The following is a 23,383-nucleotide window of genomic DNA, read 5'->3' on the forward strand; positions in this document are numbered from 1 at the left end:
TGTGATCTTCAAGCGCATCGGCAACGGGCGGCCGTATCCCGACCACGGCCGGGTCAGCACCCGTGAGTGGGCGGACGTCGCTCCGCGCCCGGTCCGCCTCGATCAGCTCGTGACGACCAAGGGCCAGCTCGACCTGGAGACCCTGCTCGCCGAGGACTCGACCTTCTACGGGGATCTCTTCGCCCATGTGGTCAAGTGGCAGGGCGACCTCTACCTCGAGGACGGCCTGCACCGGGCGGTCCGTGCCGCCCTCCAACAGCGCCAGGTGCTGCACGCGCGGGTGCTCGAACTCGACTGAACGGGTTCACTGATCATCCGTTAGTACGCCTGGACGGGCGCGCGGCTGGTCGTCGGGGCTACTGTGAGCAACGACACCCGAACCACGGCCGTCCTTCGGCGTTGTACCAGTTGGTGGCACCAATTTCGTGCTGCACCGGTTGAGTACTGTCCGGCGGCCGCCCAGCGCACAAGGGGGCAACCCGCGGTGAGCATGCTGACTCCCCCCGGCCTCAAGGGAAAGCAGTACCGCATCAGCGGCAAGGCGTACCCCCGTCTGTCCCGCCCCGGCCAGAAGCGCCGTCGGGTGTTCCAGGCGCTGGGTGCGGTCGTCGCACTGGCAGTGATCGGCTGGGGCACGGTCCAGCTGGTGGCGCAGTTCGGCGCCAAGAAGAAGTCCCCGACGGCCGCGGCAGGCCAGTGCGTCCGCCCGGCCTCGGCTGCGGCGGCGGGCGGTGACGCCGCCAAGGCCTCCGCGAGTCCGCACGTCTCCGCCTCCGGTGCGGCCGCCGCGGGCGCGCCCGGCGCCTCCGCGTCGGCCGGTGCCTCGGCCGGTGCCACCGGAGGGGCCGTGCTGCCCCTGCCGAGCGGGATGCCGCAGCCGTCCACCGTCACCGTGAACGTCTACAACGCCACCGGCCACGCCGGCCTGGCCGGGCAGACCGCGGCGCTGCTGCGTCAGCGCGGCTTCAAGATCGGCAAGATCGCCAACGCGCCGACGGCGCTGGAGGGCAAGATCACCGGCGCGGCCCAGGTCACCGGCGCGGGCGGCAGCAAGGCCGCGATGACGCTGGTCGGCTCGGAGGTCACCGGTGCCACGACGACCACCGACACCCGCACCGACGGCAGCGTCGACCTGGTGATCGGCAACGGCTTCACCGCACTGCTGAGCCCCGCGCAGGCCTCCCAGGCCCTCGCTCTGGCCGTCTCCCCCTCCCCGGCGGCCGGCGCGCACTGCTGACGCACTCGGCGACCGCCGGGGGCGGACGATCCTGCCGGATCCTCGTGGGATCCTTCGTGGTCAGTCCCCGGCGGTGCCGTAGAGGCGGTCGCCCGCGTCGCCCAGGCCCGGGACGATGTAGCCGTGCTCGTTCAGGTGGTCGTCCACCGCGGCGGTGACGACGGTGACCGGCATCCCGGCCAGCTCCTTCTCCAGCACCGCGACGCCCTCGGGCGCGGCGAGCAGGCAGATCGCGGTGACGTCGGTCGCGCCGCGCTCGATCAGCAGCCGGATGGCCGCGACCAGCGTGCCGCCGGTGGCGAGCATCGGGTCCAGCACGTAGACCTGACGGCCCGAGAGGTCCTCCGGCATCCGGGTCGCGTAGGTGGAGGCCTCCAGGGTCTCCTCGTTGCGGACCATGCCGAGGAAGCCGACCTCGGCGGTCGGCAGCAGCCGGGTCATGCCGTCCAGCATGCCGAGGCCGGCCCGCAGGATCGGCACCACCAGCGGGCGGGGGTAACTGAGCTTGACGCCCGCGGTGACCGCGACCGGGGTGGTGATCTCCACCTGCTCGGTCCGCACGTCCCGGGTCGCCTCATAGGCCAGCAGCGTCACCAACTCGTCCGTCAGACGACGGAAGGTCGGGGAGTCGGTGCGCTCGTCACGCAGGGTGGTCAGCTTGTGGGCGACCAGGGGGTGGTCCAGGACATGAATCCGCATGGGACGACATTAACCGAGCGAAACCGCCCTTACTCCCATCCGCGCAGCACCCCGTCCGTGCACCCCACTGGTGCCCTGCGCGCACGCGAGGGAGAGTGTGGGGGAACGGAAACGCGACCCCCAAGGGGTGACCGCCGATGCCCAAGCCGAAGCGGACCGCAGCACCCGCCGCCGCGGAGCCTCCCGCCGAGAGTGAGCCCGCGGAGGAGACGCCCGCCGAGCGGCGTCGCCGCCGGGCGGTCTTCCTGCGCGAGCTCGCCGAGGCCCGGGCGCTGCGGGAGCGCGTCCAGCCGCGCCGCACGAAGGCGATGCGGCTGCGCCAGGCCGCACGGATGCGAACCTTCCGCTTCTGATGGCCGCGTGACCGCCGCGCTTTGGTCACAGATCCGTCAAAGATCCTTTGCCAACACTTCCGGTTGGCTTTGGATCCCGCCAACTCCTCAACACGACCTGGGAAGACGCGCGCCGGAACACTCCCCGGAGTGCACCGCTTTCTGTCACGATGCCGATGGGGCGTCCGTACCTGGAGGCCCTGGACCGCACCGACCGGTCCTAACGGCCGAAGACCTGGGAGAGTCGCTGGTGGCGTACTTCGCTGCATTGCTCGCTCGCACCGAGGACGGGTGGGACGTGAGCGAGACCGATCTCGACGACGTCGAAACCCTCGCCGACCTGGCCGACCTGGCGCGCGAGGCCACTGAGGACGAGGAGAGCGTCCTCGTCTTCATCGAACAGGAGGACGCCTGGTTCGCCGTCGTCCGCGTGGACGGGGAGGACGACCCGCGGGTCTTCGTCTCCGACGCGGCCGCGGCCTCCCGCAGCTCCTACGGCGAGCTGGTGCTCACCGACGAGCTGCTGGGCCGCGAGGGCGACGACGACCTGGAGGACCTCGACCACCTGGTGGTGGACCTCGACGACGAGGACGCCGAGGACTCCGCCGCCGAGGACGACGACGAGGACAGCTCCGACGGCGCGGCCGGCGCCCAGGGCATCCCGTCCGGTCCGCTGGGCGACGCCGGTCTCCTGATCGACTTCGGCTTCGGCGCCAAGGAGCTGATGGACCTGGCCGCCGAGGGCTCCGTGCCCGGCGACGCGCTGAGCGAGATCGCCGAGGCCCTGGGCTGCGGCGAGATCCTTGAGGCGGTTCGGTAAGACTGGTCGCATGACCCGTCTGCCCGCCCCGACCCGCCTCGACCCCGTCCGCACTCGCTGGGAGCCGGCGATGCGCCTCGCCCTCGCCGAGGCCGCGCTGGCCCCGGCGACCGGCGACGTCCCGGTCGGCGCGCTGGTCCTCGCCCCCGACGGCGCGATCATCGGCCGCGGCCACAACGAACGCGAGGCCGTCGGCGATCCGACCGCCCACGCGGAGATCCTCGCGATCCGCGAGGCCGCGAAAGTGGTCGGTGAGTGGCGCCTGAGCGGCTGCACCCTCGTGGTCACCCTGGAGCCCTGCACCATGTGCGCGGGCGCGATCGTCCTCTCCCGCCTCGACCGCGTCGTCTACGGCGCCCTCGAACCCAAGACCGGCGCCGCGGGCTCCCTCTGGGACGTCATCCGCGACCGGCGCCTCAACCACCGCCCGGAGGTCGTCTCCGAGGTCCTGGCCGCCGACTGCACCACCCAGCTCCACGCCTTCTTCGACGGCCACCGCGAGTGACGCCGCTCACGGGGCGGGAATGCGTTTAGGAGCACGGCTCACCGTCCGGTAGGCTGTCCCACGGTAGCGTGTCCGAGCGGCCAAAGGAGCACGCCTCGAAAGCGTGTGTGGGGGCAACTTCACCGTGGGTTCGAATCCCACCGCTACCGCTCTGAGCAGCAAGAACGAAGGGCCCCGACCGTCATGGTCGGGGCCCTTCGTCGCTGTCGTCGGGGTCCACTACTCTTCGGGTGCTCTTCTTCCAGTCGGCACACATCGCACCCGCAGGGAACCGTATGCCTCATAGAAGGGTCCCGCTGAGGGCGGCCACAGCCGCCGTCATGGCCGGGATCATCACCTCGGCGCTGCCGACCACGGCGCAGGCGGACTCGTCGCCCGGACTCCCCCTCCACTCCTTCGGCCGCATGGTCGTTGCCAACGGTCACATCTTCATCAGCGGCGGCTCCCAGGCCGACACCGTCCTGGTCACCGACCTCGACGGACGGACCGTCACCACGCTCTCCAACGAGCCCGGGGCCGACGGGCTCGTTGCCTCACCGGACGGCAACACCGTCTACGCAGCGCTGTCAGGCTCTGCCGCCGTCGCGGCGATCAGCACCGTGTCGCTGAAGGAGACCGCGCGCTACGCGACTCCCGGAGTGAACCCGGCGTACCTCGCCTGGACGGGCGGCAAGCTCTGGTTCAGTTACAGCTCGACCTCAACCACCGGGTCCTGGCCGGGAATCGGCTCGATGGATCCCAGCGTCTCGCCGGCCGCGGTGGCCCTGAAGCAGACGCAGGAGAGCTGGTCCACTCCCCCCGACCTCGCGGCGACGCCCGGCAAGCCGGGGCTTCTGGCGGCAGCCGAGCTCGGCAGTGGCTGGGCCGGTGTCTACGACGTGTCCACCTCGCCGGCAACCACCGTCGTGAACGCCGACGTGCCCAGTGTCTCCAGCACGTCGTCCCTGGCGCTGACCCCGGACGGCGCCGATCTGATCCTGGGCTCGCAGCTGTTCAGGACCGGAGACCTCGCACCGGACGGCAGCTACCCCGTGCAGTCCTATGCCAGAGCCGTCGCCGTGGCTCCGGACGGCACCGTGGCGACGGGGATGGACGCCAGCCTGCCGTCGGAGAACACCGTCTCCGTCTTCGCTCCGGGCGGATCGGTCCTGCTGAACGCGTACAACTACACCGCGCCCGTGACCGAGGTCATCCCGACGGTCCCTCCGAGCGGCCTGGCCTGGGCCCCGGACGGCCACCGTCTCTTCGCGGTGACCGAGAACGACAACAACGGCTACGTCACTCTGAACCTGCACGTTCTGCTCGATCCGGAGGTCGCGCCGAGTCGGCTGGCTCTGACGCCCTCGTCCGCGCGGGTGATGCCGGCTCAGACCGTCACGCTGACCGGGACGCTCACCTCCACGGCGCCGATCGCCGCAGGCACCGTCGTGCACGTGACGCGGACGGGTACGTCCCGGACGTCGACGACCCCGACTCCGCTCCCGGACGTGGCCATCGGCTCGGACGGGTCGTTCACCATCGCGGATGCCACGACAGCCGAGGACGCGTACACGTACACCGTGTCCTACGGAGGAGACGCCGGGCACCGGACCGCGACCGCGACCGCACAGGTCATGGTCGCCAGGCCTGCATCGAACATGCAGCTGACGTATCCGGCGACCTCGAACCGGGGCGCACCGCTCACCGTCACCGGTCAGCTGGGCAACGCCCCTTACCCCGCAGGCAAGGTGGTGCGGCTCACCAAGTCCGACCAGGCGTCCCAAGGGACGCAGCTCGGCACTGTCGCGGTGAACCCGGACGGCTCCTTCAGCTTCACCGACACTCCGCAGATCGGCGGCTCGGTCACCTACATCGCCGACTACGCGGGGGACCCCGGGCATGAGCCGTCGGGCTCCTTGGCATTCGTGGATGTCTCCCGCCTGGCGACCACACTCTCCGTCACGACGGACGCCCGCACCTACGCCTCAGGGGCGATGTCGACGATCACCGTGCATCTGGGCAGCACGTTCAACGGCCGCACGGTCCGCCTCGACGCCGTGCCCGCCATCGGCAGGACCGTCACCTGGACGGCCACCGCCGACGCCCACGGCAACGTGGTCGAGCACTTCCGCCTCGGCTCGAACACCGCGTTCAACGCCTCCTACGCCGGGGACTACCGGTACGCGCCGGCGACGGCCTCCATGGACGTCGGCGTCCTCGCCACCGTCCTCGAAGCGCAGGCGGGCTACACCGGCAGCAAGCGCTACGGCCACACCCTGTACCGCGTCTACCGCGCGGGGAGCCTCCCGCTCATGGCTGCCACCGTGTCGCCGAACAGGAGCGGGGGATGCGTGGTGTTCCGGCTGCAGGAGTACGCCCAGGGCGCATGGCGCTCTCTCGCCACCACCTCCTGCTACCCGCTCGACAGGTCGAGCTCGGCGGCGGTCGTGGTCAACAGCCGGAAGTCGTGGGCGGGGCACCTGTTCCGGCTGGACGCGGTGTTCAGGGGTGACGGGGCCTACGCGACGACAGCCGGCGCCTGGCAGTACTTCATCACCAGCGGCTGACAGCCGGGGTGCGGCTGCGGGAGTGGATCCCGGCCGCCGACATCAGCATGTACCAGGCCGTTCTCGAGTACTGGCCCTGGCGCAGCCTGGAAGGGCACCCCGTGCAGGAACCGGGCCCCGACCGTCACGGTCGGGGCCCTTCGTCGTGCTGGCCCGGAGGTCGTGGTGGCCCGGAGGTCGTGGTGGCCCTGAGGTGGTGGCCCCGAGGCCGCCGTCGGCCGCTCTCTTGCCGAGTTCCTACCTGCCGTCAGGCACGTTTCGCACCGGCCAATCGGGCCAAACCCCGGCATTCGTCCGCCCTCGCCCGGACGCGGCCCGCACACCGGCCTGCACCGCTCTGAGCTGCACCGCTACTGTGTGGCTGCGGCCGGCGAGGCCGCCTTCCCGAGGACCGCGCGCGTGCGCGACCCGCTCTGCCACACGCTTTCCGGAGCCCCCATGACGTTCCGATCCCTCGCCGCGCTCACCGTGCTCACGGTGACCGCCGGCACCGCGCTGGTGGTCGTGCCCGCCGCCGCCCAGACCGCGACCACGACGACCGGCACGCTGTACGTGTCCGACACGTCGGGCTGCACCGACAGCTCGACCCGCACCGCGGGCCAGAGCTACTGCACCGTCCAGGCCGCGGCCGACGCCGCGCAGCCCGGCCAGACCGTCGTGCTCGCCCCCGGGAACCACCCCGGCGCCGTCACCCTGACCCACTCCGGCCAGCCCGGGGCGCCGATCACCATCACCGGCGCCAACCCGAACTACTCCTACGACGAGGGCGGCGTCTCCGGCTCCGCCCAGCCCGCCTTCACCCTGAACAACGTGCACGACATCGTGCTCACCTCCATGGGCCTGACCAGCTCCGGCACGGTCGTCGCCGTCAACGGCGGCTCCGACATCAGGTTGACCCACGACAACATCACGGACTCCGCCACCGCCTCGGCGGGGGACACGTCGGCGGTCACCTTCTCCCAGCCGGGCAGCGACGTGCAGGTCCTGTGGAGCACGCTGCGCTCCCTCTACGGGACAGGGCTGACAATCGGCCAGGGCACGGGCGGCGGTGTGCTGGCGAGCAGGAACATCGTGCTGGCGGGCGGGGCGCACGGCATCGCCGTGACCGACACGCTCGCGGACCTGGCGGGCAACACGTTCGTCGGCGCGTGTGCCGACGAGATCCAGTTGGCCGGCAACTCCGCCAACTCCCTGATAGAGAACAACATCCTGACCCATCCGGTCTCCGCCCCGCCGTGCCCGGCCGGCGGCGACGGCGCGCAGATCAGCGTCTCGGCGGGCTCGACCGCCGGCACGATCGCGGACTACAACCTCGTCAACCCGGCTTCCGGGGTGACGCCCTACCTCTGGGGCGGCGCCACCTACGGCAGCCCGGCGGGGTTCGACTCAGGGACCGGGCAGGGTGCCCACGACCTGGCGGACGACCCGCAGCTGGGCCAGGGCTACACCCCGCTCGAGGGCTCCCCGGCCATCGACTCCGGCGACTACCAGGCCACCGGCGAGGCGGCGCTCGACTTCTACGGCCACCAGACCGTCGACGACCCGCTCACGCCCAACACCGGCAACTTCCCCGGTGACCTGGACCGCGGCGCGGTCGAGGTCCAGGACCCCTACGCGTTCACCGGCGTCACCGTCGACCACACCAGCGGCACCTTCCCGCTGACGGTGACCGCCGCGGCCACCGTGAACAACCCGTGGTCGGACCCGATCAGCTCCTACACCTGGAACTTCGGCGACGGCACGCCCACGGTCACCACGACCACGCCGACCTACGCGCACACCTACACCACGGCGGCGCCGGCCGGCGGCTTCACCATCAGCGTCACGGTCACCTCCAACGCGGTCACCCACACGCAGACCGCGACCGGGATCCAGGTCACCGACCCCGGACCGCTCGCCCCGAACCTGCTCGTCGCCGACACCGGCGCCGCGTGGAGCCGGTCCGTGCACGTCAACACCACGGGCTCGACCGACCCGCTGCCGATCACCCAGCGGACGCTCTCCTTCGGTGACAGCACCCCCGTCCAGGACATCACCGCGACCGGCACCGCCGACCACACCTACGCGGCACCCGGCTACTACGAGATCACGCTGACGGAGACCGACAGCGACGGCCGCACGAAGAGCATCAGCAGCAGCGTGGAGTTCGGCACCCCCTCCATCGACCGCCACGATCTCTTCGCCCGGGACGCCGCCGGCAACCTGTGGCGCTACCAGACCACCGGTCAGGCGAGCGCGCCCTACCAGAGCCGTGTCCTCGTCAGCGGCGGCTGGAACAGCTACAACCTGATGACCCTCCCCGAGGGCTACGACACCTCCGGCTACGGCGACATGTACGCCCGCGACACCAACGGCGTGCTCTGGTACTTCCCCGGCTCCCCGAAGGCGAGCGGCCCGTTCCAGACCCGGATCCGGGTCGGCGGCGGCTGGAACATCTACAACACCATCGCCGGCGCCGACGCCACGAACGGCCTGGTCGCCCGTGACACCAGCGGCGTGCTCTGGCTCTACCCGTTCACCGGCCACGCCAACGCCCCGCTGGGCGCGCGGATCCGGATCGGCAGCGGCTGGAACACCTACACCAGCCTCGTCGGCATCGGCTTGATCGGTGGCGACAACGCCGGCGACCTGCTGGCCCGCGACACCACCGGCGCCCTCTGGCTCTACCAGGGCACCGGGAACGCCAAGGCGCCGTTCAGCGCCCGCGTCCGGGTCGGCGGCGGCTGGAACATCTACAACAGCATCGTCGGCGCCCGCGACCTGAACAACGACGGCTACAACGACGTCGTCGCCCGCGACACCACCGGCGTGCTCTGGCTCTACGAGGGGACCAACAACCCGGCGGCCCCCTTCCGCACGCGCACCCGCATCGGCGGCGGCTGGAACACCTACAACCTCGTCTTCTCCTGACCGTCCCCGCTCCCTGACGGAAGGCCCGCCCCGCACCTGCGGCGCGGGCCTTCCGCCGTCCCGAGGGGTGAGACTGCGGTTTCTCCCGAATCCGGGGCCCTGTTGTTGCGCGGTGCGCGGGCGCGACCGGGGAATTTACGGCCTCGCCCCTGGGCCGTCGGAGGATCTGTGCCCGGGGCCCCGAGAGCGGTGGGCGGGCGCGCGGGCGTGCCCGATTTGCCCGCTAGCGTGGCCAGCCCGCGCGCTGCGCGGACGACTCGGCCGACCCCGCGAAAAGGATCCGACGTGACGCGCCTTCCCGCCCCGTTCCCCGGCGCACTCGACGGGCCCCGGATCGCCGGGCTCGCCGAACGGTACGGCACGCCCCTGTGGGCCTACGACGCGGGCACGATCCGCGCCCAGATCGCGCGGCTGCGCCGGTTCGACACGATCCGGTACGCGCAGAAGGCGTCGTCCAACACGCATCTGCTGCGGCTGATGCGCGCCGAGGGCGTGCTCGTCGACGCCGTGTCGCTCGGGGAGATCGAGCGGGCGCTGGTGGCCGGGTACGACGTGGCGGGCGAGCACGAGCCGGTGGTGTTCACCGCGGATCTGCTGGACCGGGCCGCGCTGCGCCGGGTCGTGGAGCTGGGGGTGCCCGTCAACGCCGGTTCGCCGCAGATGCTGGAGCAGATCGGGCAGGCGTCGCCCGGCCACAAGGTGTGGATCCGGATCAACCCCGGCTTCGGGCACGGCCACAGCCGCAAGACCAACACCGGTGGGGAGCACAGCAAGCACGGGATCTGGCACGAGCACCTCGCCGAGAGCCTCGCGCTGGTCGCGCGTCACGGGCTGGATCTGGTCGGGTTCCACATGCACATCGGCTCCGGGGTGGACTACGGCCACCTGGAGGCCGTCTGCGAGACCATGGTCAAGCAGGTGCGCCTCGCCGGGCAGGACCTGCGGGCGATCTCCGCAGGCGGCGGGCTCTCCGTCCCCTACGGGCCGGGAGAGCCCGAGATCGACACCGACCGGTACTTCGCGCTGTGGGACGCCGCCCGGCAGGAGCTGGTCGGCGAACTCGGCCACGCCGTACGGCTGGAGATCGAGCCCGGTCGGTTCCTGGTGGCCGGGTCGGGTGTGCTGGTGAGTGAGGTGCGCGCGGCCAAGCCCGTCGGCAGCAACGACTTCGTCCTGGTCGACGCCGGCTTCAACGACCTGATGAGGCCCGCGATGTACGGCAGCAGCCACCGCGCGACGCTGCTCTGCCCGGAGGGCGAGCGGCGCACCGAGGGCGTCCGCGACACCGTGTTGGCCGGTCCGCTGTGCGAGTCGGGCGACGTGTTCACCCAGGGCGCCGGCGGCGAGGTGCACTCGGTCCCGCTCCCGCAGCCGAGCATCGGCGACCTGCTGGTCTTCCACGAGGCGGGCGCCTACGGCGCGAGCATGTCCTCGACGTACAACTCCCGCCCGCTGATCCCCGAGGTCCTGGTGGACGGCGACGCGATCCGGCTGATCCGCCGTCGGCAGACCGTCGCGGAGCTGCTGGCACTGGAGGAGACGACGGAGGAGACGGAGGGCTGAGAAGGGTCCTGGCCGAGCCCGCCCCCTCGTACGGGCCCGACCAGGTGGTGCCGAGGAAAGACTGGTGGTGGCTCAGCCCCACATGGCCTGTCGCCAGACGGGGTTCTCCGCGATGGTGGCGAGCTGATCCAACGTCAGCACGGGTGACGACAGCGTCGGCGGCCCGCTCACGTCCACGCTGTTGAGCGCGACCATGGTGATCCACAGGGTGCCGTGGATCACCGCGGCCTGGTTCCACACCACGCCACGACCGCTCTCGCCGCTCAGCCGGCTCTCGCCCAGCCAGTCCCCGTCCGGCAGCTTCACGGCGTGCGGGTAGGTCTGGTGGAACTCCGCCAGCGAGTCGCTCGCCTTCATTCCGTTGTACACCGAGTCCTCGAAGACACTGCCCTTGCCCTGCGGACCGGTGAGCACGCTGCCGTATCCCAGTTCCCACTTGGTCTTGGCCCGCACCACCGGCGTGTGCGCGTAACCGGCCGGCAGCAGCCCCGCCATCACCTTCTCGATGCTGGGCGACTTCGGCACGAGCTTGCCCTGCTTGGGGATGGCCGCGAGGATCTGCTGCCAGATCGGCGCGGTCACGGACGCCCGCAGCTGCGCCAGCGTGAGCGGCACGTCCCGATGGGTCGGGAACGTGGACAGATCGGTCTGGTTCATCTCACCGACGCACACCTGCCCACCGCTGCGGAACATCAGGCAGGCACTGAGGTCGACCATCGGCACCGACTGCATCGGCACCTGGATCCCGCCCTGGACAAGGCTGAGTCGACCACCGCCCGCCACGTCGGTCTGAGTGCACGAGTAGCCGGGGTTGGTCTTTCCGGTGGCGCAGCCCGGGGGCATCTTGGTCACCCCGTTGGCGTCCCAGCGTTGGACGAAGACGTTCAGCCGACCCGCGCTGTGACCGTTGTCGTAGACGAACACGGCGTTGGCGACGTACTGCCCCGTGTCGATCTGGTCGGCCGGTGGCTTCTGACCCATACCGAGCCCACTGGCACCGCTGATTCGACCGCCCGGCGGCAGCGTGGACGCGAACCACGAGATCATCCGTGCCTCGGTGACGTCCGCCAGCGCCAGCCTGGGCTTGTGGGTCCGGTTCGCCGGATCCGGCTTGGCGGTCAGCAGGTGCGGAGCGGCGAGCGCGCCGACGGCCAGCAGGACCGCCGCCAGACCGGCGGCGACGACGGCTCGGGTGCGGCGCTTGCGGCGCACCCGGCCGACGAGGTGGTCGGTGTCGAGCAGGGGGGTCAGCGCCCGCTCGGCGGCCTGGTGCAGCGCCGCGGACAGCTCCGGCAGGTCCGCCTCGGGCGCCTGCGACGACGACGTCTGCGCGCTCACTGCGCGATCCCCTTTCCGGCCATGCGCCCGCCCGCGCGGAACGGCCCCGCCGGGGGCTCCGGCCTGGCGTGCTCCGCGCTCTCCTGCTCCGCCCCTTCCTGCCACGGCGCGTCCACGACGGTGGACATCCGGGCCAGCCCGTCGCTCAGGTAGCGCTTGACCGCACCCTGGCTCAGCCCCATCCGCTCGGCCACCCCCGCCACCGGCAGGTCCTCGTAGTAGCGCAGCACCACGCAGGCCCGCTGGCGTGGTGACAGCGTCCCCAGGGCGTCGGTCACGTCGAGGCGGCGGACGGCGCCGCCGCTGTGGTCCGGGGCGGTCTCCGGCCCGGTCAGGCGCGGCAGCAGGCGGGTGAAGCGCTGGCTGCGGCGGCGCCGGTCGAGGAAGTCGTTGAGCATGGTGCGGCGCACGTAGCCCTCGACGTCGCCCAGCGTCCAACTGCGCCGCGGCCGCGCGAAGACCCGGACCAGCGCCTCCTGGACGAGGTCCGCGCCTTCCGTCACGTCACCGCAGAGCAGATAGCCGTAGCGGCTCAGCTCCGCCCCGCGTGCTCGCACCAGTTGTGCGAGCTGATCCGACCACTCGGTCACAAGCCCCTCCCAGCCCCTCATCCATTCACACGAACAGCTCGGGTGTTTCGTTGGGGGTGGGCACCGGTTGTCGGTCAGATCTCGCGCAGGCGGCGTTCCAGCTGCTCGCGCTCGGCGGGGTTGCGGGTGCGGGCGAGGGCACGCGCCAGCGCCTCGGCCGCCTCGTCCCGGCGGCCGAGGCGGGTCAGCAGGTCCGCGCGCAGCGCGTGCAGCAGGTGGTAGCCGTCCAGCCGCGTCGCCAGGGTGTCGACCTCGGCCAGGGCGGCGGCCGGGCCCGCCACCTCGGCGAGGGCGACGGCCCGGTGCAGGGCCACCACCGGGGTGGGGGCGAGGGCGAGCTGCTGGTCGTACAGGCGCAGGATCTGCGCCCAGTCGGTGGCCGCGGCGGTCGCGGCGTCGCTGTGGACGGCGTTGACGGCCGCCTGGATCTGGTACGGGCCCGGCCGGTCGCGGCGCAGGCAGCGGCGGACGAGGGCCTGCCCCTCGGCGATCAGCTCCTGGTCCCACAGCCCGCGGTCCTGGTCGGCGAGGAGCACCAGCGTGCCGTCCGGGCCGAACCGGGCCGGCCGGCGGGACTGGATCAGCAGCATCAGCGCGAGCAGACCCAGCACCTCCGGCTCGTCGGGCATCAGCGCGGCGAGCAGCCGTGCCAGGCGGATCGCCTCCGCGCACAGCTCCTCGCGCGCGCTCCCGCCCTCGGCCGCCAGGTAGCCCTCGTTGTAGATCAGGTACAGCACCGCGAGCACCGGCCGCAGTCGGTCGGGCAGGTCGGACTCGGCGGGGACGCGGTACGGGATGCGGGCGTCGCGGATCTTGCCCTTGGCGCGGACGAGGCGCTGGGCCATGGTCGGCTCGCCGACCAGGAACGCGCGAGCGATCTCCCCGGTGCTGAGGCCGCCGAGCAGGCGCAGCGTCAGGGCGACCTGGGCCTGCTCGCCGAGAGCCGGGTGGCAGCAGGTGAAGATCAGCCGCAGTCGGTCGTCGGGCACGGCGTCCTCCTGGGCGTCGGTGGTCACCTCGGGTGAGTGCAGCAGGGCGGCCTCCGCCTGGCGGGCGTCGCGGGTCGCCTCGCGGCGGGCCCGGTCGATCGCCTTGTTGCGAGCGGTGGTGATGAGCCACCCGGCCGGGCTGGGCGGCAGCCCGGCCGTGGGCCAGCGCTCCGCCGCGACGGCGAAGGCCTCCTGAACCGCCTCCTCGGCGAGATCGATGTCGCCGAGTCCACGGACCAGCACGGCCACGGCGCGTCCGTACTCGGCCCGGAAGATCCGCTCGATCTCACCGGGCGGCAGCGGCGTGGCCGGCCGGTCGTCCACGGGTCAGTCCTCGACCTCGCCCTGGAACGGGCGGACCTCGATGGCCAGCCCGGTCACCTGCGCGTAGCGGCGGCCCCAGGCCAGTGCGGCGTCCAGGTCGACGGCCTTGATGACGGTGACGCCGCCGAGGTACTCCTTGCCTTCGGTGAACGGCCCGTCCACGACCAGCACCTCGCCGTCCTTGGGGCGCAGCACGGTCGACGTGTCGGGCTGGTGCAGGCCCTGACCGAAGACCCAGTCGCCGGTCGCCTGCAGCTCGCTGCGGATCTTGCCCAGTTCCGCCATCACCTCGGCCAGGAACTCCGCGTCCGGGATCGGCCCCTGCGGCTGGTACATGCTGAGCAGGTACTGCTTCTTCATGGCGTGTCGCCTCCTCGCTCGGTGCTTCCACCCTCTATACGAGCGGGGTGCGCCGGATTCGACACCGACGACACACGGATTGCCGGGTGCCGGTCAGGCGGTCCAGTGCGCCGGGCGGGTCAGGGTGTCCGGCAGGCGGGTGGCGGCGTCGCCGCGGGCGGCGTTCAGCTGGATCTGGGTGAGGAAGAGCGCCCCGGTCAGGTCCGCTCCGCGTAGGTCGGCCCCGCGCAGGTCCGCGCCGACGACGTCGGCTCCGCGCAGGTCCGCCTCCCGCAGGTCGGCGCCGATGAGGTAGGTACCGCGCAGGTTGGCGCCGCGCAGGTCCGCCTTGCGGAGCTTCGCGGCGACGAGGTCGGCACCGCGGTGGTTGCGCCGACGGCCGGGCAGGCCCGCGCGGACCAGTTCGCTGGCCTCCAGCAGCAGCCCGCTCACGCCGTCGCGCACGGCCGATACGTCGACGGCCGCCAGCGCGTCCGCGTCGCCGCGGGTCATCGCGTCGACGTCCTCGAAGGCCCGGCGCAGGCGCGGCGCGAGCGGCGCGGCGGCGGGGAGGGCGAGGGCCTCGTCGAGATAGCGGAGGAGTTCGTGCAGCTGCCGCATGATCGGGAACGCGGCGAACATCGCCGGGGCGGAGGCGGGGTCGCGGCGCCAGTCGACGCCGCCGAACGTCACCTGGGAGACCTTCTGCCCGGCGCCGAAACAGTCGAAGACGGTGCAGCCGGTGTAGCCGGACTCCCGGAGCCTGGCGTGGATGCCGCAGCGGAAGTCCTCCGCGAGGTTCCGGCAGGGCGTGCCGGCGGCCTTGTCCTGGGCGAAGTCGGCGGACTTGGCGAAGGGGAGGGCGACGCAGCACAGGCCGAAGCAGTTGCCGCAGTCGGAGACGAGGGAGAGGTCAGCGGGCACGGACCCATTGTCCCAGGTCGCCAGCGGCAGCCCCCGGGTGTGCGAAAAGCCCTGCTCCCGACGCTGACCACCCTGCCACTATCGCGTCGGGAGCAGGACCTCGCTCGGAGGGGGGAGCGACGACGGGGGGACACGCCGCTCCCCCGCGGAGATCCCAATCGGCGACGCCTCCGGGGGGAGGGAGGCGCCGTCGATCCCACAGCGGGATCTCCGGATCCACGTACCGGAGCGGTTCCTGCCAGACCTGCCCGGTACGTGTTCCACTCTGCCGCGCCGCGCGGCGGCTCGCAGGCGGCGTTGGGCCTGATGTGCAAGGACCTAGGTCCCGCGGAGTTCACGCACCGCTCACACCGGGCCGGGGCAGGGGGTTAGGCTTCGCCCGTACGGGTGAGAGCCCGCACGGGTGAGGGAAAGTCAGCGGCGTCGGGGACACGGGGAGGTGCACGGGATGGGGCAGGCCAGGAAGATCGCCACCTGGGCCGTCGTGATCTTCGTGCTGTACACGATCATCACCTCGCCGGTGCGCGCGGCCGATCTGGTGCAGGTGGGCTTCACCGGGATCTCGCACGCGGCCAAGGCCTTCGGCACGTTCATGAGCAACCTGATCAAGTAATCCGCAGGTGAAGTACCCTCGGGGCACTCAAGCCCTCAAGGAGTGCCGCTCATGATCCGCCACCTGGTCCTCTTCAAGCTGAACGCCGGCGTCACCAAGGACGACCCGCGCATCCCGGCCGCCGTCGCCGCCTTCGAGAAGGTCGGTCAGACCGTGCCGGAGCTGCGCGAGTGGCAGATCGGCTGGAACATCACCGACCGCGACATCGCCCAGGACTTCGCCATCAACAGCCTGGTCGAGGACGGCGACGCGCTCCAGGCCTACCTGACCCACCCCGACCACGTGGCCGCCGCCGGCCTCTGGCGCGAGTTCGCCACCTGGGTGATCGCGGACTACGAGGTCTGATCCGGAATCAATAATTCCACCAACACGCGTAAGGCCGGTGCTTGCCCGCCTCCCGCCCCACTTGTGATGCTATGACCAGTTTTGCCAGATATGGGACTTGCAAACACGGGTCCGCTGGACTTCACGAGGGGCGGCGTGGCGATGCAGGCACCGGAGGAAGTCCCAGGCGGAGTGGGCGAGCCCGTTCCGCCCGCGGAGACGGCGACCGAGGCGCCGACCGAGGCCCCGGCCGCCGGGGCACCGCCCACCGAGGCGGCCGAAGCACCTGCCGAGACGCTCTCCACCGCGATCGCGGAGTCGCGTGTGGACGTGCGGGCGCTCACCCGGGTGCTCTTCGAGCGGATGGCCGAACTGCCGCCCGGCACCCCCGAGCACGAGCGCGTGCGCGCCGCGCTGATCGAGGTGAACCTCCCCCTCGTCCGGTACGCGGCCGCGCGCTTCCGCGGCCGTAACGAGCCGATGGAGGACGTGGTCCAGGTCGGCACCATCGGCCTGATCAACGCGATCGACCGGTTCGACATCGACCGCGGCGTCCAGTTCCCCACCTACGCGCTGCCGACGATCCTCGGCGAGATCAAGCGCTACTTCCGCGACAACGTCCGCACCATGCACGTGCCGCGCCGGCTGCAGGAGCTGTGGGTCCAGGTCAGCGGCGCGATGGAGGAGCTGACGGTCACCCACGGACGGCAGCCCAAGGTCCCCGAGATCGCGGCGTCACTGCGCATCCCCGAGGAGGACGTGCGCGCCTGCCTCGACGCCGGCCGCGCCTACAACGCCACCTCGCTGGAGGCCCAGCAGGAGCACGACGGCGGCCTCGCCCTGCTCGACCGGCTCGGCTACGAGGACTCGGCGCTCACCCATGTGGAGCATCGGGACATGGTTCGTCACCTGCTGGTCCAGCTGCCGGATCGGGAGCGACAGATTGTGATGCTCCGCTTCTTCGGCAACCTGACGCAGTCGCAGATCTCGACGGAGCTGGGCATGTCCCAGATGCACGTCTCGAGGCTGCTGGCACGGATCTTCGCGCGGTTGCGCAGCGGCAACCACTGGGAGAGCTGAGGCTCTCGGCGGCGCACGCGTCGCGACTCGGCGCCGGTAGCTCTGCGTAGCGGACTGTCCGTCATATGCCGTAATAGTCCTACTGATCAACTTGCGAATTAGCTCCTGACAGCACGTTACTGCCGCGTGACATCTGGCCCTCTCGTGGTTTGCCGGGGATGCTGTGCCGGTATCCCAGTGGAGGTACGGAGTCGTCGGCATGTCGACTCATCGATGGCTGAGTTGAAGGGGGTTGCAGCGTGTCCGAGGCTCTCGTCCACGAAGCTCACGGCGCTCACGACGCTCTCGTCCACGGCGCCGTGGTCCTGCCCGCGCAGCGGGCGACCGCACCGGGGGAGGACGGGCTCGACACCCGTACCCTCTCCCGTTCGCTCTTCCTGCGGTTCGCGGAGCTCACACCCGAGCACCCCGATCACGCCTACGTGCGGAACACCTTGATCGAGCTCAACCTGCCGCTGGTGCGGTACGCGGCGGCGCGCTTCCGCAGCCGCAACGAGCCGATGGAGGACATCGTCCAGGTCGGCACGATCGGGCTGATCAAGGCGATCGACCGGTTCGACCACGACCGCGGCGTGGAGTTCCCCACCTTCGCGATGCCGACGATCATCGGCGAGATCAAGCGCTTCTTCCGCGACACCAGCTGGTCCGTGCGCGTCCCGCGCCGCCTGCAGGAGCTGCGCCTGGCCCTCACCAAGGCGGGCGACGAGCTCAGCCAGCGGCTCGACCGCAGCCCGACCGTGGCCGAGCTCGCCGCCTGCCTCGGCGTGACCGAGGAGGAGGTGGTCGAGGGCCTCGCCGTGGGCAACGCCTACACCGCGTCCTCGCTCGACAGCACGCCCTCCGAGGAGGACGGCGACGGCCCGCTCGCCGAGCGTCTCGGCTACGAGGACGCGGCGATGGAGGGCGTGGAGTACCGCGAGGCCCTCAAGCCCCTGCTCGCCCGTCTCCCGGCACGCGAGCGCCGGATCATCATGCTGCGTTTCTTCGGCAACATGACGCAGTCGCAGATCGGGGAGGAGATCGGCATCTCCCAGATGCACGTCTCCCGCCTCCTGACGCGCACCCTGGCCACACTCCGGGAGGGGCTGATCTCCGAGGGGTAGGCCGGGGCAGGCCCGGCAGCTGCCCCTGCCGGGCTCTTGCGCGCGTTACTCAGCCGACGTACTTTTTACTCATGCGAGTAAACGACGCCGGCGCGCGCTCCGTCGCCGCCTCCGCGCGGCGGGCGCAGATCATCGCGGCAACCATCGAGACCATCGGCGAGCTCGGCTACGGCCAGGCCTCCTTCGCCCGGATCGCGGAACGCGCCGGGCTCAGCAGCACCCGGCTCATCTCCTACCACTTCGCCGGCAAGGACGAGCTGATCCAGGCCGTGATCGCCGAGCTGTACGGCGAGATGGCCGCCTTCATGGGCGCGCGGATGCGGGACGTCACGGATCCCCCGGGCGCCCTGGCCGCGTACATCCGCGCGGTCGTCGCGTTCGTCGCCACCCACCGGACCCAGATGGACGCCCTGATGTCCGTCTTCCTGAGCGCGGGCGCCGCCGAGGCCCCCGCGGACGGCGGCTACGCGGGCGACACGGCGGCCTTCGCGCCCCTGCTGGAGATCCTCGACTCGGGGCAGCGCAGCGGCCACTTCCGCGCCTTCGACAGCTTCGTGATGGCGGCCACGGTGCAGCGCTCGCTCGACGGACTGCCCTTCCTGCTGCGCACCGCCCCGGAGCTGGACCTCGACGCCTACGCCGAGGAGCTGGTCACCCTCTTCACCCTCGCGACCACCGCGGGGGGATGAGATGGCCTCGATGAAGGTGCGTCAGGGCCTGCGCCTCGTCCTCGACCTGGCCGTCCCCACAGCCATGTTCTACGTGCTCCGCGCGGCCGGGCTCGGGCTCTACCTGACGCTGGTCCTCTCCGCGGTGCTGCCGGCGGGCGTCGCCGTCCTGCAGTGGTTCCGCTCGCGCGAGCGGGACGGGCTGGCGCTCTACATGCTCTCGATGCTGGTGGCCAGCGCGCTCGTCTCGCTGGTCAGCGGCAGCCCGAGGTTCCTGCTGGCCCGCGAGGGCTGGCTGACCGGGATCACCGGTCTGTGGTTCATCGCCTCGCTCCGGGCCTCCCGGCCGCTGGCCTTCCTCTACACCCGCCCGATGCTGGAGGGCCACCGCCGTCTCGCCGACATCCCCGGCGACTGGGACGAGCTGTGGGAGCGGCTGCCGCGCTTCCGCCGGATCTGGAAGGTCGGCAGCGTGCTGTGGGGCGTCGCCCTGCTCGCCGACTCCGTGGTGCGAGTGATCATGGCCTACACCCTGCCCATGGACTCCGTCCCGGCCCTGGGCACCCTGCTCTACGTGGCGACCTCGGTGGTCCTGATCGTGATCACCAACGTCTACTACGTCGCCAGCGGGCTGTACGACCGGCGTTCCCGCCTGTACGACCCGCTGCGCGAGCAGGGTCTGCTGCCGGCCGTCCAGCCGTAGCCCCCGCCCCGAGGCCCTAGTCGAGGAGGTTCTTGCGCAGGGCCTCGAGGTCCGTGTCGGTCAGGCCCAGGCCGTCGGAGAGGAACGCGTCGAAGCTCGGCCAGCCCGCCGCGACGGCCGCGAACGCGGAGTCGAGGTAGGCGCGGTCCGCCCGCATCACCGGGAGCATCAGCTCGGGCTCGCGCATGACCCCCTGGGTGCCGAGGTGGTCGAGGATCCGGGCGATCAGGCCTTCCGTGCGCTCGTTGGTGAGCAGGTAGTCCTCGTAGACCGTCGCGCGGTCCACCCCGAGGGCGGTCAGCACGATCGCCGCCGTCCAGCCCGTGCGGTCCTTGCCTGCCGTGCAGTGGAAGAAGAGCGGCAGCCGCTCGGGGCGCGTCAGCGCCTTGACCGTGGCCGCGAAGCGCGCGCGGATCTCGGGGTCGGTGACGAACCAGTCGTACATCGAGACCATCATCCGCTCCGCGCCGCCGTCGCCGAGCAGCGCCCGCTGCGCGTCGCCGTCCTGCGCGGCCAGGGTGTCCCGGAGCGCGACGTAGATGTCGTGGTCGGTCGCGTAGACGGGCTGCGCCTCCAGCTCCGCGCCGGCGGGCAGCAGGTCCGTGCCGTTCTCGGCGACCTCGTTCAGACCGCGCAGGTCGATCACGTGGCGCAGCCCGAGCTCGGCCAGGATCGCGAGGTCCTCGGCCGTGGCGCGGTGCAGCGCGTCACCGCGCAGGGCGACGCCGGAGCGGACCGTGCGCCCCTCCGTCGTGCGGTATCCGCCCAGGTCACGAGCGTTCACGGCACACTGGAGGCCGAGACTGCGCCCCGGGGCGCGGTCCTGCTGGGTCACGTCGACTCCTCGGTTCGCAGACTCGTTTCATCGTGCAATTGTTCGCCAGTTTAGGCGTCACCGGGAAGCTTCCTCATCTGATGACCCGTCAGTAAACTGGCACCTCCGACAGCGCTGTGGCGATCGGGCGACGGGGAGGACGAGCGTCGATGGGACGTTCCACGACGGGGCTGGTGATCGGCGGGCTGCTCGCCTCGACGGTGCTGGTCCTGGCCGGATGCGGCAGCGACCGTGGCGGCTCCGTCGCCCTGGGCGACCCGGCGCCCGCCCCCGCACTGACGACGCCCTCCCACAGCGGTGTGGTGTTCGTCCCGCTGGACTCCCCCACACCCGGCGGCGGCGCGGGCACCCCAGGGACGCCCGGCACGACACCCACACCCCCCACGGGCTCGACGGGGAGCACGGGAACGAGCGGGGGCGCGGGCGGAGGCTCCTCCGGCGGCGCTCCCGCCACCGGGCAGCCGGGAACGCCCGGCAACGGCTCAGGCGGTGGCACGGGCGGTGGCCCGGGCAGCGGCGGCTCAGGCAGCGGCGGCTCAGGCAGCGGCTCGGGCTCCGGTGGTGGCTCAGGCGGGTCCGCCGGAGGCACCGGCGGCACGCCGACGGGCGCCCCGACCGGCACGCCCACGTCGAGCGCGCCCCAGACGCCCGCAAGCCTCAAGGTCGCCGCCCTGCACACGGCCGACACCGGCCAGCGCTGGTGCCAGCGGGTCACCCTCACGCTGATCAACAGCGGCGACCGGGCCGCCACCGCCGGCACGGTGACCTTCGCGACGCACGTCATCGGCGCGCTCGGCGTCGACTGGTGGACGTACCAGACCAGCCAGCCGCTGGCCGCGCCCGTCGCGGGTCACGCGAGCGCGGACGAGAGCTGGACGGTCTGCCTGGACTCCTGGCGCGTGCCGGCCGGCATGCACCTGGAGACGCGGTCGGCGACCCTCGGCTGACCGGGGCCGCCGCGCAGAAGGGAAAGGCTTACTTGAAGGCGAGGTAGCAGACGCCGAGGACGACCACCAGGCCGATGATCACCGCGGTGGCGATCGCACCGGTGCGGCGCGTCTCGCTCGGCGCGGTCGCCGGCTGGGCGACGGGCTCGTCGACGAAGGCGCGGAACATCTGCGTGCTCGCGGAGCTGTCCTCGTTCGCGGGCTGCTGGTAGTTCTGGTAGTTCGACATGTGCCCTGACTCTAGCCAATCCGGAACGGAAGCTGGACCCCCGAATGTCGCAGCTCTGTGACAGAAAGCCGGGATTTCGGGTGGAGAAGTCGTGTGACGTGGCAGGGAACACGTGCCGCCCGGCCTGTCGTTGATCCCGGCATGACCTCCTCCGCACGTGTGCAGCTCGGCAGCTCCGACCTCTCCGTCTTCCCGCTCAACCTCGGCGGCAACGTCTTCGGCTGGTCCGCCGACCAGGACCAGTCCTTCGCCGTCCTCGACGCCTACGCCGCCGCCGGCGGCAACTTCGTCGACACCGCCGACGTCTACTCGGCCTGGGCGCCCGGCAACTCCGGCGGCGAGTCCGAGACGATCATCGGCGCCTGGGCGGCCGCCCGCGACAACCGTGACGGCCTCGTCATCGCCACCAAGATCGGCGCGCACCCCGAGTTCAAGGGCCTGAAGGCGGAGAACATCGCCACGGCCGCCGAGGCCTCCCTCAAGCGCCTCGGCACCGATCGGATCGACCTGCTCTACACCCACTTCGACGACGAGTCGACGCCGGTCGAGGAGATCATGACCGCGCTGGACGAGCTGGTCCGGGCCGGCAAGGTCCGCCAGATCGCGGCGTCCAACATCTCCCCGGCGCGCCTGCGCGCCTCGATGCAGTTCGCCCGCCGCGAGGGCCTGGCCGAGTACGTGGCGCTGCAGCCGCACTACAACCTGGGCTTCCGGGCCGCCTACGAGAGCGAACTGGCCGGAGTCGCTGCCGAGTTCGGCATCTCCTGCGTGCCCTACTACGCGCTGGCCGGGGGCTTCCTGACCGGCAAGTACCGCGCCGGGGGTCCGGCCGTGGACAGCGTGCGTGCGAGCGCCGCCGAGAAGCTCGCCGCGAGCGAGCTCGGGCAGCGGGTCCTCGCCGCCCTGGACGCCGTCGCCGAGGCCCACGACGTGGCCGTCGCGACGGTCGCGCTGGCGTGGCTCGCCGCGCAGCCGACGGTGGCCGCACCGATCGCCTCCGCCCGCACCGTGGAGCAGCTGGCCGACCTGGTCGCCTTCCCCGAGCTCGTGCTCACCCAGGCCGAGCTGGACGCGCTGACGGCGGCCTCGACCGCCGAGGCCTCCGCCTGATGCCGGTCCAGGTCCGGCCGCTCACCCCGGAGCTGCTCGCACAGGAGCTGGCCGAGCGGATCGCCCGGCTTGCCGAGGAGGCCGAGGAGAACGGCCGGACCTGGACCAGGGTCGCCGTGGACGGCGCGGACGCCGCCCGCCCCGGCGTCCTCGCCGACGCGCTCGTCGAACCGCTGCGCCTGCGCGGGCGGCCCGTGCAGCGGGTCCGCGCCCGCGACTACCTGCGCCCGGCCTCGCTGCGGTTCGAGTACGGGCACCAGGACGCGGACGCCTACCTGGACCAGTGGCTGGACGCGGGCGCGCTCTTCCGCGAGGTCTTCGACCCGCTGGAGCCGGGCGGCTCGGGGCTGGTCCTGCCCACCCTGTGGGACCCGGCCACCGACCGCGCGACGCGCGCGGAACGCGTCCCGCTGCCGCCGGGCGGCGTCCTCGTCCTCGACGGCCCACTGCTGCTGGGCCGCTGGTTCCCGCTGGACCTCACCGTCCACCTGCGGCTGAGCCCGGCCGCGCTGGAGCGCCGCACGCCGGAGCCGGAGCGGTGGACCCTGCCGGCCTTCACCCGCTACGAGGCGGAGGTCCGCCCCGAGGAGCAGTCGGACATGACAGTGCGGGCCGACGATCCTCGTCGGCCCGCACTGGTCGTCAACGTCTGACG

Annotated in this window: 25 protein-coding genes and 1 tRNA gene; 18 read left to right on the forward strand and 8 right to left on the reverse strand. The window is 71.8% G+C overall.

What is annotated here, in order from left to right; genetic code table 11:
• Window position 1: 1 nt before the first annotated feature.
• Entirely contained in the window at window positions 2-298 is a 297-nt protein-coding gene (locus BMY61_RS06540) for a type II toxin-antitoxin system VapB family antitoxin (protein ID WP_042369700.1), read from the forward strand.
• Between the two features lie 192 nt (window positions 299-490).
• On the forward strand, window positions 491-1,237 hold the full coding sequence (locus BMY61_RS06545) for a LytR C-terminal domain-containing protein (protein ID WP_052439133.1): 747 nt from the start codon (window positions 491-493) through the stop codon (window positions 1,235-1,237).
• Window positions 1,238-1,297: 60 nt separating this feature from the next.
• On the opposite strand, the gene upp is transcribed toward BMY61_RS06545, so the two are convergent.
• Window positions 1,298-1,936 carry a uracil phosphoribosyltransferase gene (gene upp / locus BMY61_RS06550; RefSeq protein ID WP_042454274.1) on the reverse strand — a complete coding sequence of 213 codons (639 nt, stop codon included), beginning with the start codon at window positions 1,934-1,936 and terminating at the stop codon, window positions 1,298-1,300.
• A gap of 137 nt (window positions 1,937-2,073) precedes the next feature.
• Between upp and BMY61_RS06555 the strand changes: the two genes are divergently transcribed.
• The 7 genes from BMY61_RS06555 to lysA all read left to right on the forward strand — a co-directional run bounded on the left by BMY61_RS06555 (window position 2,074) and on the right by lysA (window position 10,612).
• Window positions 2,074-2,289 carry a hypothetical protein gene (locus tag BMY61_RS06555; RefSeq protein WP_042454273.1) on the forward strand — a complete coding sequence of 72 codons (216 nt, stop codon included), beginning with the start codon at window positions 2,074-2,076 and terminating at the stop codon, window positions 2,287-2,289.
• 229 nt (window positions 2,290-2,518) lie between these two features.
• Window positions 2,519-3,088 carry a tRNA adenosine deaminase-associated protein gene (locus tag BMY61_RS06560; RefSeq protein ID WP_042454272.1) on the forward strand — a complete coding sequence of 190 codons (570 nt, stop codon included), beginning with the start codon at window positions 2,519-2,521 and terminating at the stop codon, window positions 3,086-3,088.
• A gap of 10 nt (window positions 3,089-3,098) precedes the next feature.
• Window positions 3,099-3,593 (forward strand): tRNA adenosine(34) deaminase TadA, encoded by a 495-nt coding sequence (tadA, locus tag BMY61_RS06565; RefSeq protein ID WP_042454271.1) that lies wholly within the window; start codon window positions 3,099-3,101, stop codon window positions 3,591-3,593.
• A gap of 62 nt (window positions 3,594-3,655) precedes the next feature.
• Window positions 3,656-3,742: transfer RNA gene (locus tag BMY61_RS06570), tRNA-Ser, on the forward strand.
• Between the two features lie 171 nt (window positions 3,743-3,913).
• The gene (locus BMY61_RS06575) at window positions 3,914-6,139 is read left to right on the forward strand and encodes a YncE family protein (protein WP_042454270.1); all 2,226 of its coding nucleotides are present in this window, start codon (window positions 3,914-3,916) and stop codon (window positions 6,137-6,139) included.
• 438 nt (window positions 6,140-6,577) lie between these two features.
• Complete coding sequence (locus tag BMY61_RS06580; RefSeq protein ID WP_042454269.1) at window positions 6,578-9,049, forward strand: PKD domain-containing protein; 2,472 nt, start codon at window positions 6,578-6,580, stop codon at window positions 9,047-9,049.
• Between the two features lie 285 nt (window positions 9,050-9,334).
• Window positions 9,335-10,612 carry a diaminopimelate decarboxylase gene (lysA, locus tag BMY61_RS06585; protein ID WP_042454268.1) on the forward strand — a complete coding sequence of 426 codons (1,278 nt, stop codon included), beginning with the start codon at window positions 9,335-9,337 and terminating at the stop codon, window positions 10,610-10,612.
• A gap of 72 nt (window positions 10,613-10,684) precedes the next feature.
• Here the strand turns inward: lysA and BMY61_RS06590 are convergent, their stop codons facing one another.
• The 5 genes from BMY61_RS06590 to BMY61_RS06610 all read right to left on the reverse strand — a co-directional run bounded on the left by BMY61_RS06590 (window position 10,685) and on the right by BMY61_RS06610 (window position 15,116).
• Complete coding sequence (locus BMY61_RS06590; RefSeq protein ID WP_042454267.1) at window positions 10,685-11,950, reverse strand: hypothetical protein; 1,266 nt, start codon at window positions 11,948-11,950, stop codon at window positions 10,685-10,687.
• A complete protein-coding gene (locus BMY61_RS06595; protein WP_063773338.1) occupies window positions 11,947-12,540 on the reverse strand; it encodes a sigma-70 family RNA polymerase sigma factor in 594 nt (197 codons plus the stop codon). Before BMY61_RS06595 ends, BMY61_RS06590 begins: the two co-directional genes overlap by 4 nt.
• 74 nt (window positions 12,541-12,614) lie before the next feature.
• Complete coding sequence (locus BMY61_RS06600; protein ID WP_236656428.1) at window positions 12,615-13,853, reverse strand: RNA polymerase sigma factor; 1,239 nt, start codon at window positions 13,851-13,853, stop codon at window positions 12,615-12,617.
• 3 nt (window positions 13,854-13,856) lie between these two features.
• On the reverse strand, window positions 13,857-14,213 hold the full coding sequence (locus tag BMY61_RS06605; RefSeq protein ID WP_042454266.1) for a YciI family protein: 357 nt from the start codon (window positions 14,211-14,213) through the stop codon (window positions 13,857-13,859).
• Window positions 14,214-14,306: 93 nt separating this feature from the next.
• Window positions 14,307-15,116: a pentapeptide repeat-containing protein gene (locus BMY61_RS06610; RefSeq protein ID WP_236656426.1), complete on the reverse strand. Its 810-nt coding sequence runs from the start codon at window positions 15,114-15,116 to the stop codon at window positions 14,307-14,309.
• A gap of 448 nt (window positions 15,117-15,564) precedes the next feature.
• Between BMY61_RS06610 and BMY61_RS45990 the strand changes: the two genes are divergently transcribed.
• The 6 genes from BMY61_RS45990 to BMY61_RS06635 all read left to right on the forward strand — a co-directional run bounded on the left by BMY61_RS45990 (window position 15,565) and on the right by BMY61_RS06635 (window position 19,607).
• Window positions 15,565-15,729: a hypothetical protein gene (locus BMY61_RS45990; protein ID WP_169791884.1), complete on the forward strand. Its 165-nt coding sequence runs from the start codon at window positions 15,565-15,567 to the stop codon at window positions 15,727-15,729.
• 51 nt (window positions 15,730-15,780) lie between these two features.
• Complete coding sequence (locus BMY61_RS06615) at window positions 15,781-16,074, forward strand: Dabb family protein (RefSeq protein ID WP_042454264.1); 294 nt, start codon at window positions 15,781-15,783, stop codon at window positions 16,072-16,074.
• Between the two features lie 171 nt (window positions 16,075-16,245).
• A complete protein-coding gene (locus BMY61_RS06620) occupies window positions 16,246-17,133 on the forward strand; it encodes an RNA polymerase sigma factor SigF (RefSeq protein WP_425314669.1) in 888 nt (295 codons plus the stop codon).
• A 299-nt stretch (window positions 17,134-17,432) separates the two neighbouring features.
• On the forward strand, window positions 17,433-18,236 hold the full coding sequence (locus tag BMY61_RS06625) for an RNA polymerase sigma factor SigF (RefSeq protein ID WP_042454324.1): 804 nt from the start codon (window positions 17,433-17,435) through the stop codon (window positions 18,234-18,236).
• 71 nt (window positions 18,237-18,307) lie between these two features.
• The gene (locus tag BMY61_RS06630) at window positions 18,308-18,925 is read left to right on the forward strand and encodes a TetR/AcrR family transcriptional regulator (RefSeq protein ID WP_042454263.1); all 618 of its coding nucleotides are present in this window, start codon (window positions 18,308-18,310) and stop codon (window positions 18,923-18,925) included.
• Window positions 18,926-18,935: 10 nt separating this feature from the next.
• The gene (locus BMY61_RS06635; RefSeq protein WP_143094202.1) at window positions 18,936-19,607 is read left to right on the forward strand and encodes a VC0807 family protein; all 672 of its coding nucleotides are present in this window, start codon (window positions 18,936-18,938) and stop codon (window positions 19,605-19,607) included.
• A gap of 16 nt (window positions 19,608-19,623) precedes the next feature.
• Here the strand turns inward: BMY61_RS06635 and BMY61_RS06640 are convergent, their stop codons facing one another.
• A complete protein-coding gene (locus BMY61_RS06640; protein ID WP_042454261.1) occupies window positions 19,624-20,442 on the reverse strand; it encodes a tyrosine-protein phosphatase in 819 nt (272 codons plus the stop codon).
• Window positions 20,443-20,591: 149 nt separating this feature from the next.
• Between BMY61_RS06640 and BMY61_RS06645 the strand changes: the two genes are divergently transcribed.
• Window positions 20,592-21,389: a hypothetical protein gene (locus BMY61_RS06645; protein ID WP_052439131.1), complete on the forward strand. Its 798-nt coding sequence runs from the start codon at window positions 20,592-20,594 to the stop codon at window positions 21,387-21,389.
• Window positions 21,390-21,417: 28 nt separating this feature from the next.
• On the opposite strand, the gene BMY61_RS06650 is transcribed toward BMY61_RS06645, so the two are convergent.
• Complete coding sequence (locus tag BMY61_RS06650) at window positions 21,418-21,618, reverse strand: hypothetical protein (RefSeq protein ID WP_042454259.1); 201 nt, start codon at window positions 21,616-21,618, stop codon at window positions 21,418-21,420.
• 141 nt (window positions 21,619-21,759) lie between these two features.
• Between BMY61_RS06650 and BMY61_RS06655 the strand changes: the two genes are divergently transcribed.
• Window positions 21,760-22,728 carry an aldo/keto reductase gene (locus BMY61_RS06655; RefSeq protein WP_042454257.1) on the forward strand — a complete coding sequence of 323 codons (969 nt, stop codon included), beginning with the start codon at window positions 21,760-21,762 and terminating at the stop codon, window positions 22,726-22,728.
• Window positions 22,728-23,381 (forward strand): nucleoside/nucleotide kinase family protein, encoded by a 654-nt coding sequence (locus tag BMY61_RS06660; protein ID WP_174514545.1) that lies wholly within the window; start codon window positions 22,728-22,730, stop codon window positions 23,379-23,381. Before BMY61_RS06655 ends, BMY61_RS06660 begins: the two co-directional genes overlap by 1 nt.
• Window positions 23,382-23,383 lie beyond the last annotated feature (2 nt).

The sequence above is a fragment of the Streptacidiphilus jiangxiensis genome, from assembly GCF_900109465.1.
In the GTDB taxonomy this organism is placed as follows: domain Bacteria; phylum Actinomycetota; class Actinomycetes; order Streptomycetales; family Streptomycetaceae; genus Streptacidiphilus; species Streptacidiphilus jiangxiensis.

Excerpts from the sequence above, each read along its gene's own strand:
- BMY61_RS45990 (WP_169791884.1), top strand. The coding sequence starts at position 15,565 with ATGGGGCAGGCCAGGAAGATCGCCACCTGGGCCGTCGTGATCTTCGTG.
- BMY61_RS06605 (WP_042454266.1), bottom strand. The coding sequence starts at position 14,213 with ATGAAGAAGCAGTACCTGCTCAGCATGTACCAGCCGCAGGGGCCGATC.
- tadA (WP_042454271.1), top strand. The coding sequence starts at position 3,099 with ATGACCCGTCTGCCCGCCCCGACCCGCCTCGACCCCGTCCGCACTCGC.
- BMY61_RS06555 (WP_042454273.1), top strand. The coding sequence starts at position 2,074 with ATGCCCAAGCCGAAGCGGACCGCAGCACCCGCCGCCGCGGAGCCTCCC.
- BMY61_RS06655 (WP_042454257.1), top strand. The coding sequence starts at position 21,760 with ATGACCTCCTCCGCACGTGTGCAGCTCGGCAGCTCCGACCTCTCCGTC.
- BMY61_RS06650 (WP_042454259.1), bottom strand. The coding sequence starts at position 21,618 with ATGTCGAACTACCAGAACTACCAGCAGCCCGCGAACGAGGACAGCTCC.
- BMY61_RS06545 (WP_052439133.1), top strand. The coding sequence starts at position 491 with ATGCTGACTCCCCCCGGCCTCAAGGGAAAGCAGTACCGCATCAGCGGC.
- BMY61_RS06660 (WP_174514545.1), top strand. The coding sequence starts at position 22,728 with ATGCCGGTCCAGGTCCGGCCGCTCACCCCGGAGCTGCTCGCACAGGAG.
- BMY61_RS06630 (WP_042454263.1), top strand. The coding sequence starts at position 18,308 with ATGCGAGTAAACGACGCCGGCGCGCGCTCCGTCGCCGCCTCCGCGCGG.
- BMY61_RS06580 (WP_042454269.1), top strand. The coding sequence starts at position 6,578 with ATGACGTTCCGATCCCTCGCCGCGCTCACCGTGCTCACGGTGACCGCC.
- BMY61_RS06645 (WP_052439131.1), top strand. The coding sequence starts at position 20,592 with ATGGGACGTTCCACGACGGGGCTGGTGATCGGCGGGCTGCTCGCCTCG.
- BMY61_RS06635 (WP_143094202.1), top strand. The coding sequence starts at position 18,936 with ATGAAGGTGCGTCAGGGCCTGCGCCTCGTCCTCGACCTGGCCGTCCCC.
- upp (WP_042454274.1), bottom strand. The coding sequence starts at position 1,936 with ATGCGGATTCATGTCCTGGACCACCCCCTGGTCGCCCACAAGCTGACC.
- BMY61_RS06615 (WP_042454264.1), top strand. The coding sequence starts at position 15,781 with ATGATCCGCCACCTGGTCCTCTTCAAGCTGAACGCCGGCGTCACCAAG.
- BMY61_RS06575 (WP_042454270.1), top strand. The coding sequence starts at position 3,914 with ATGGCCGGGATCATCACCTCGGCGCTGCCGACCACGGCGCAGGCGGAC.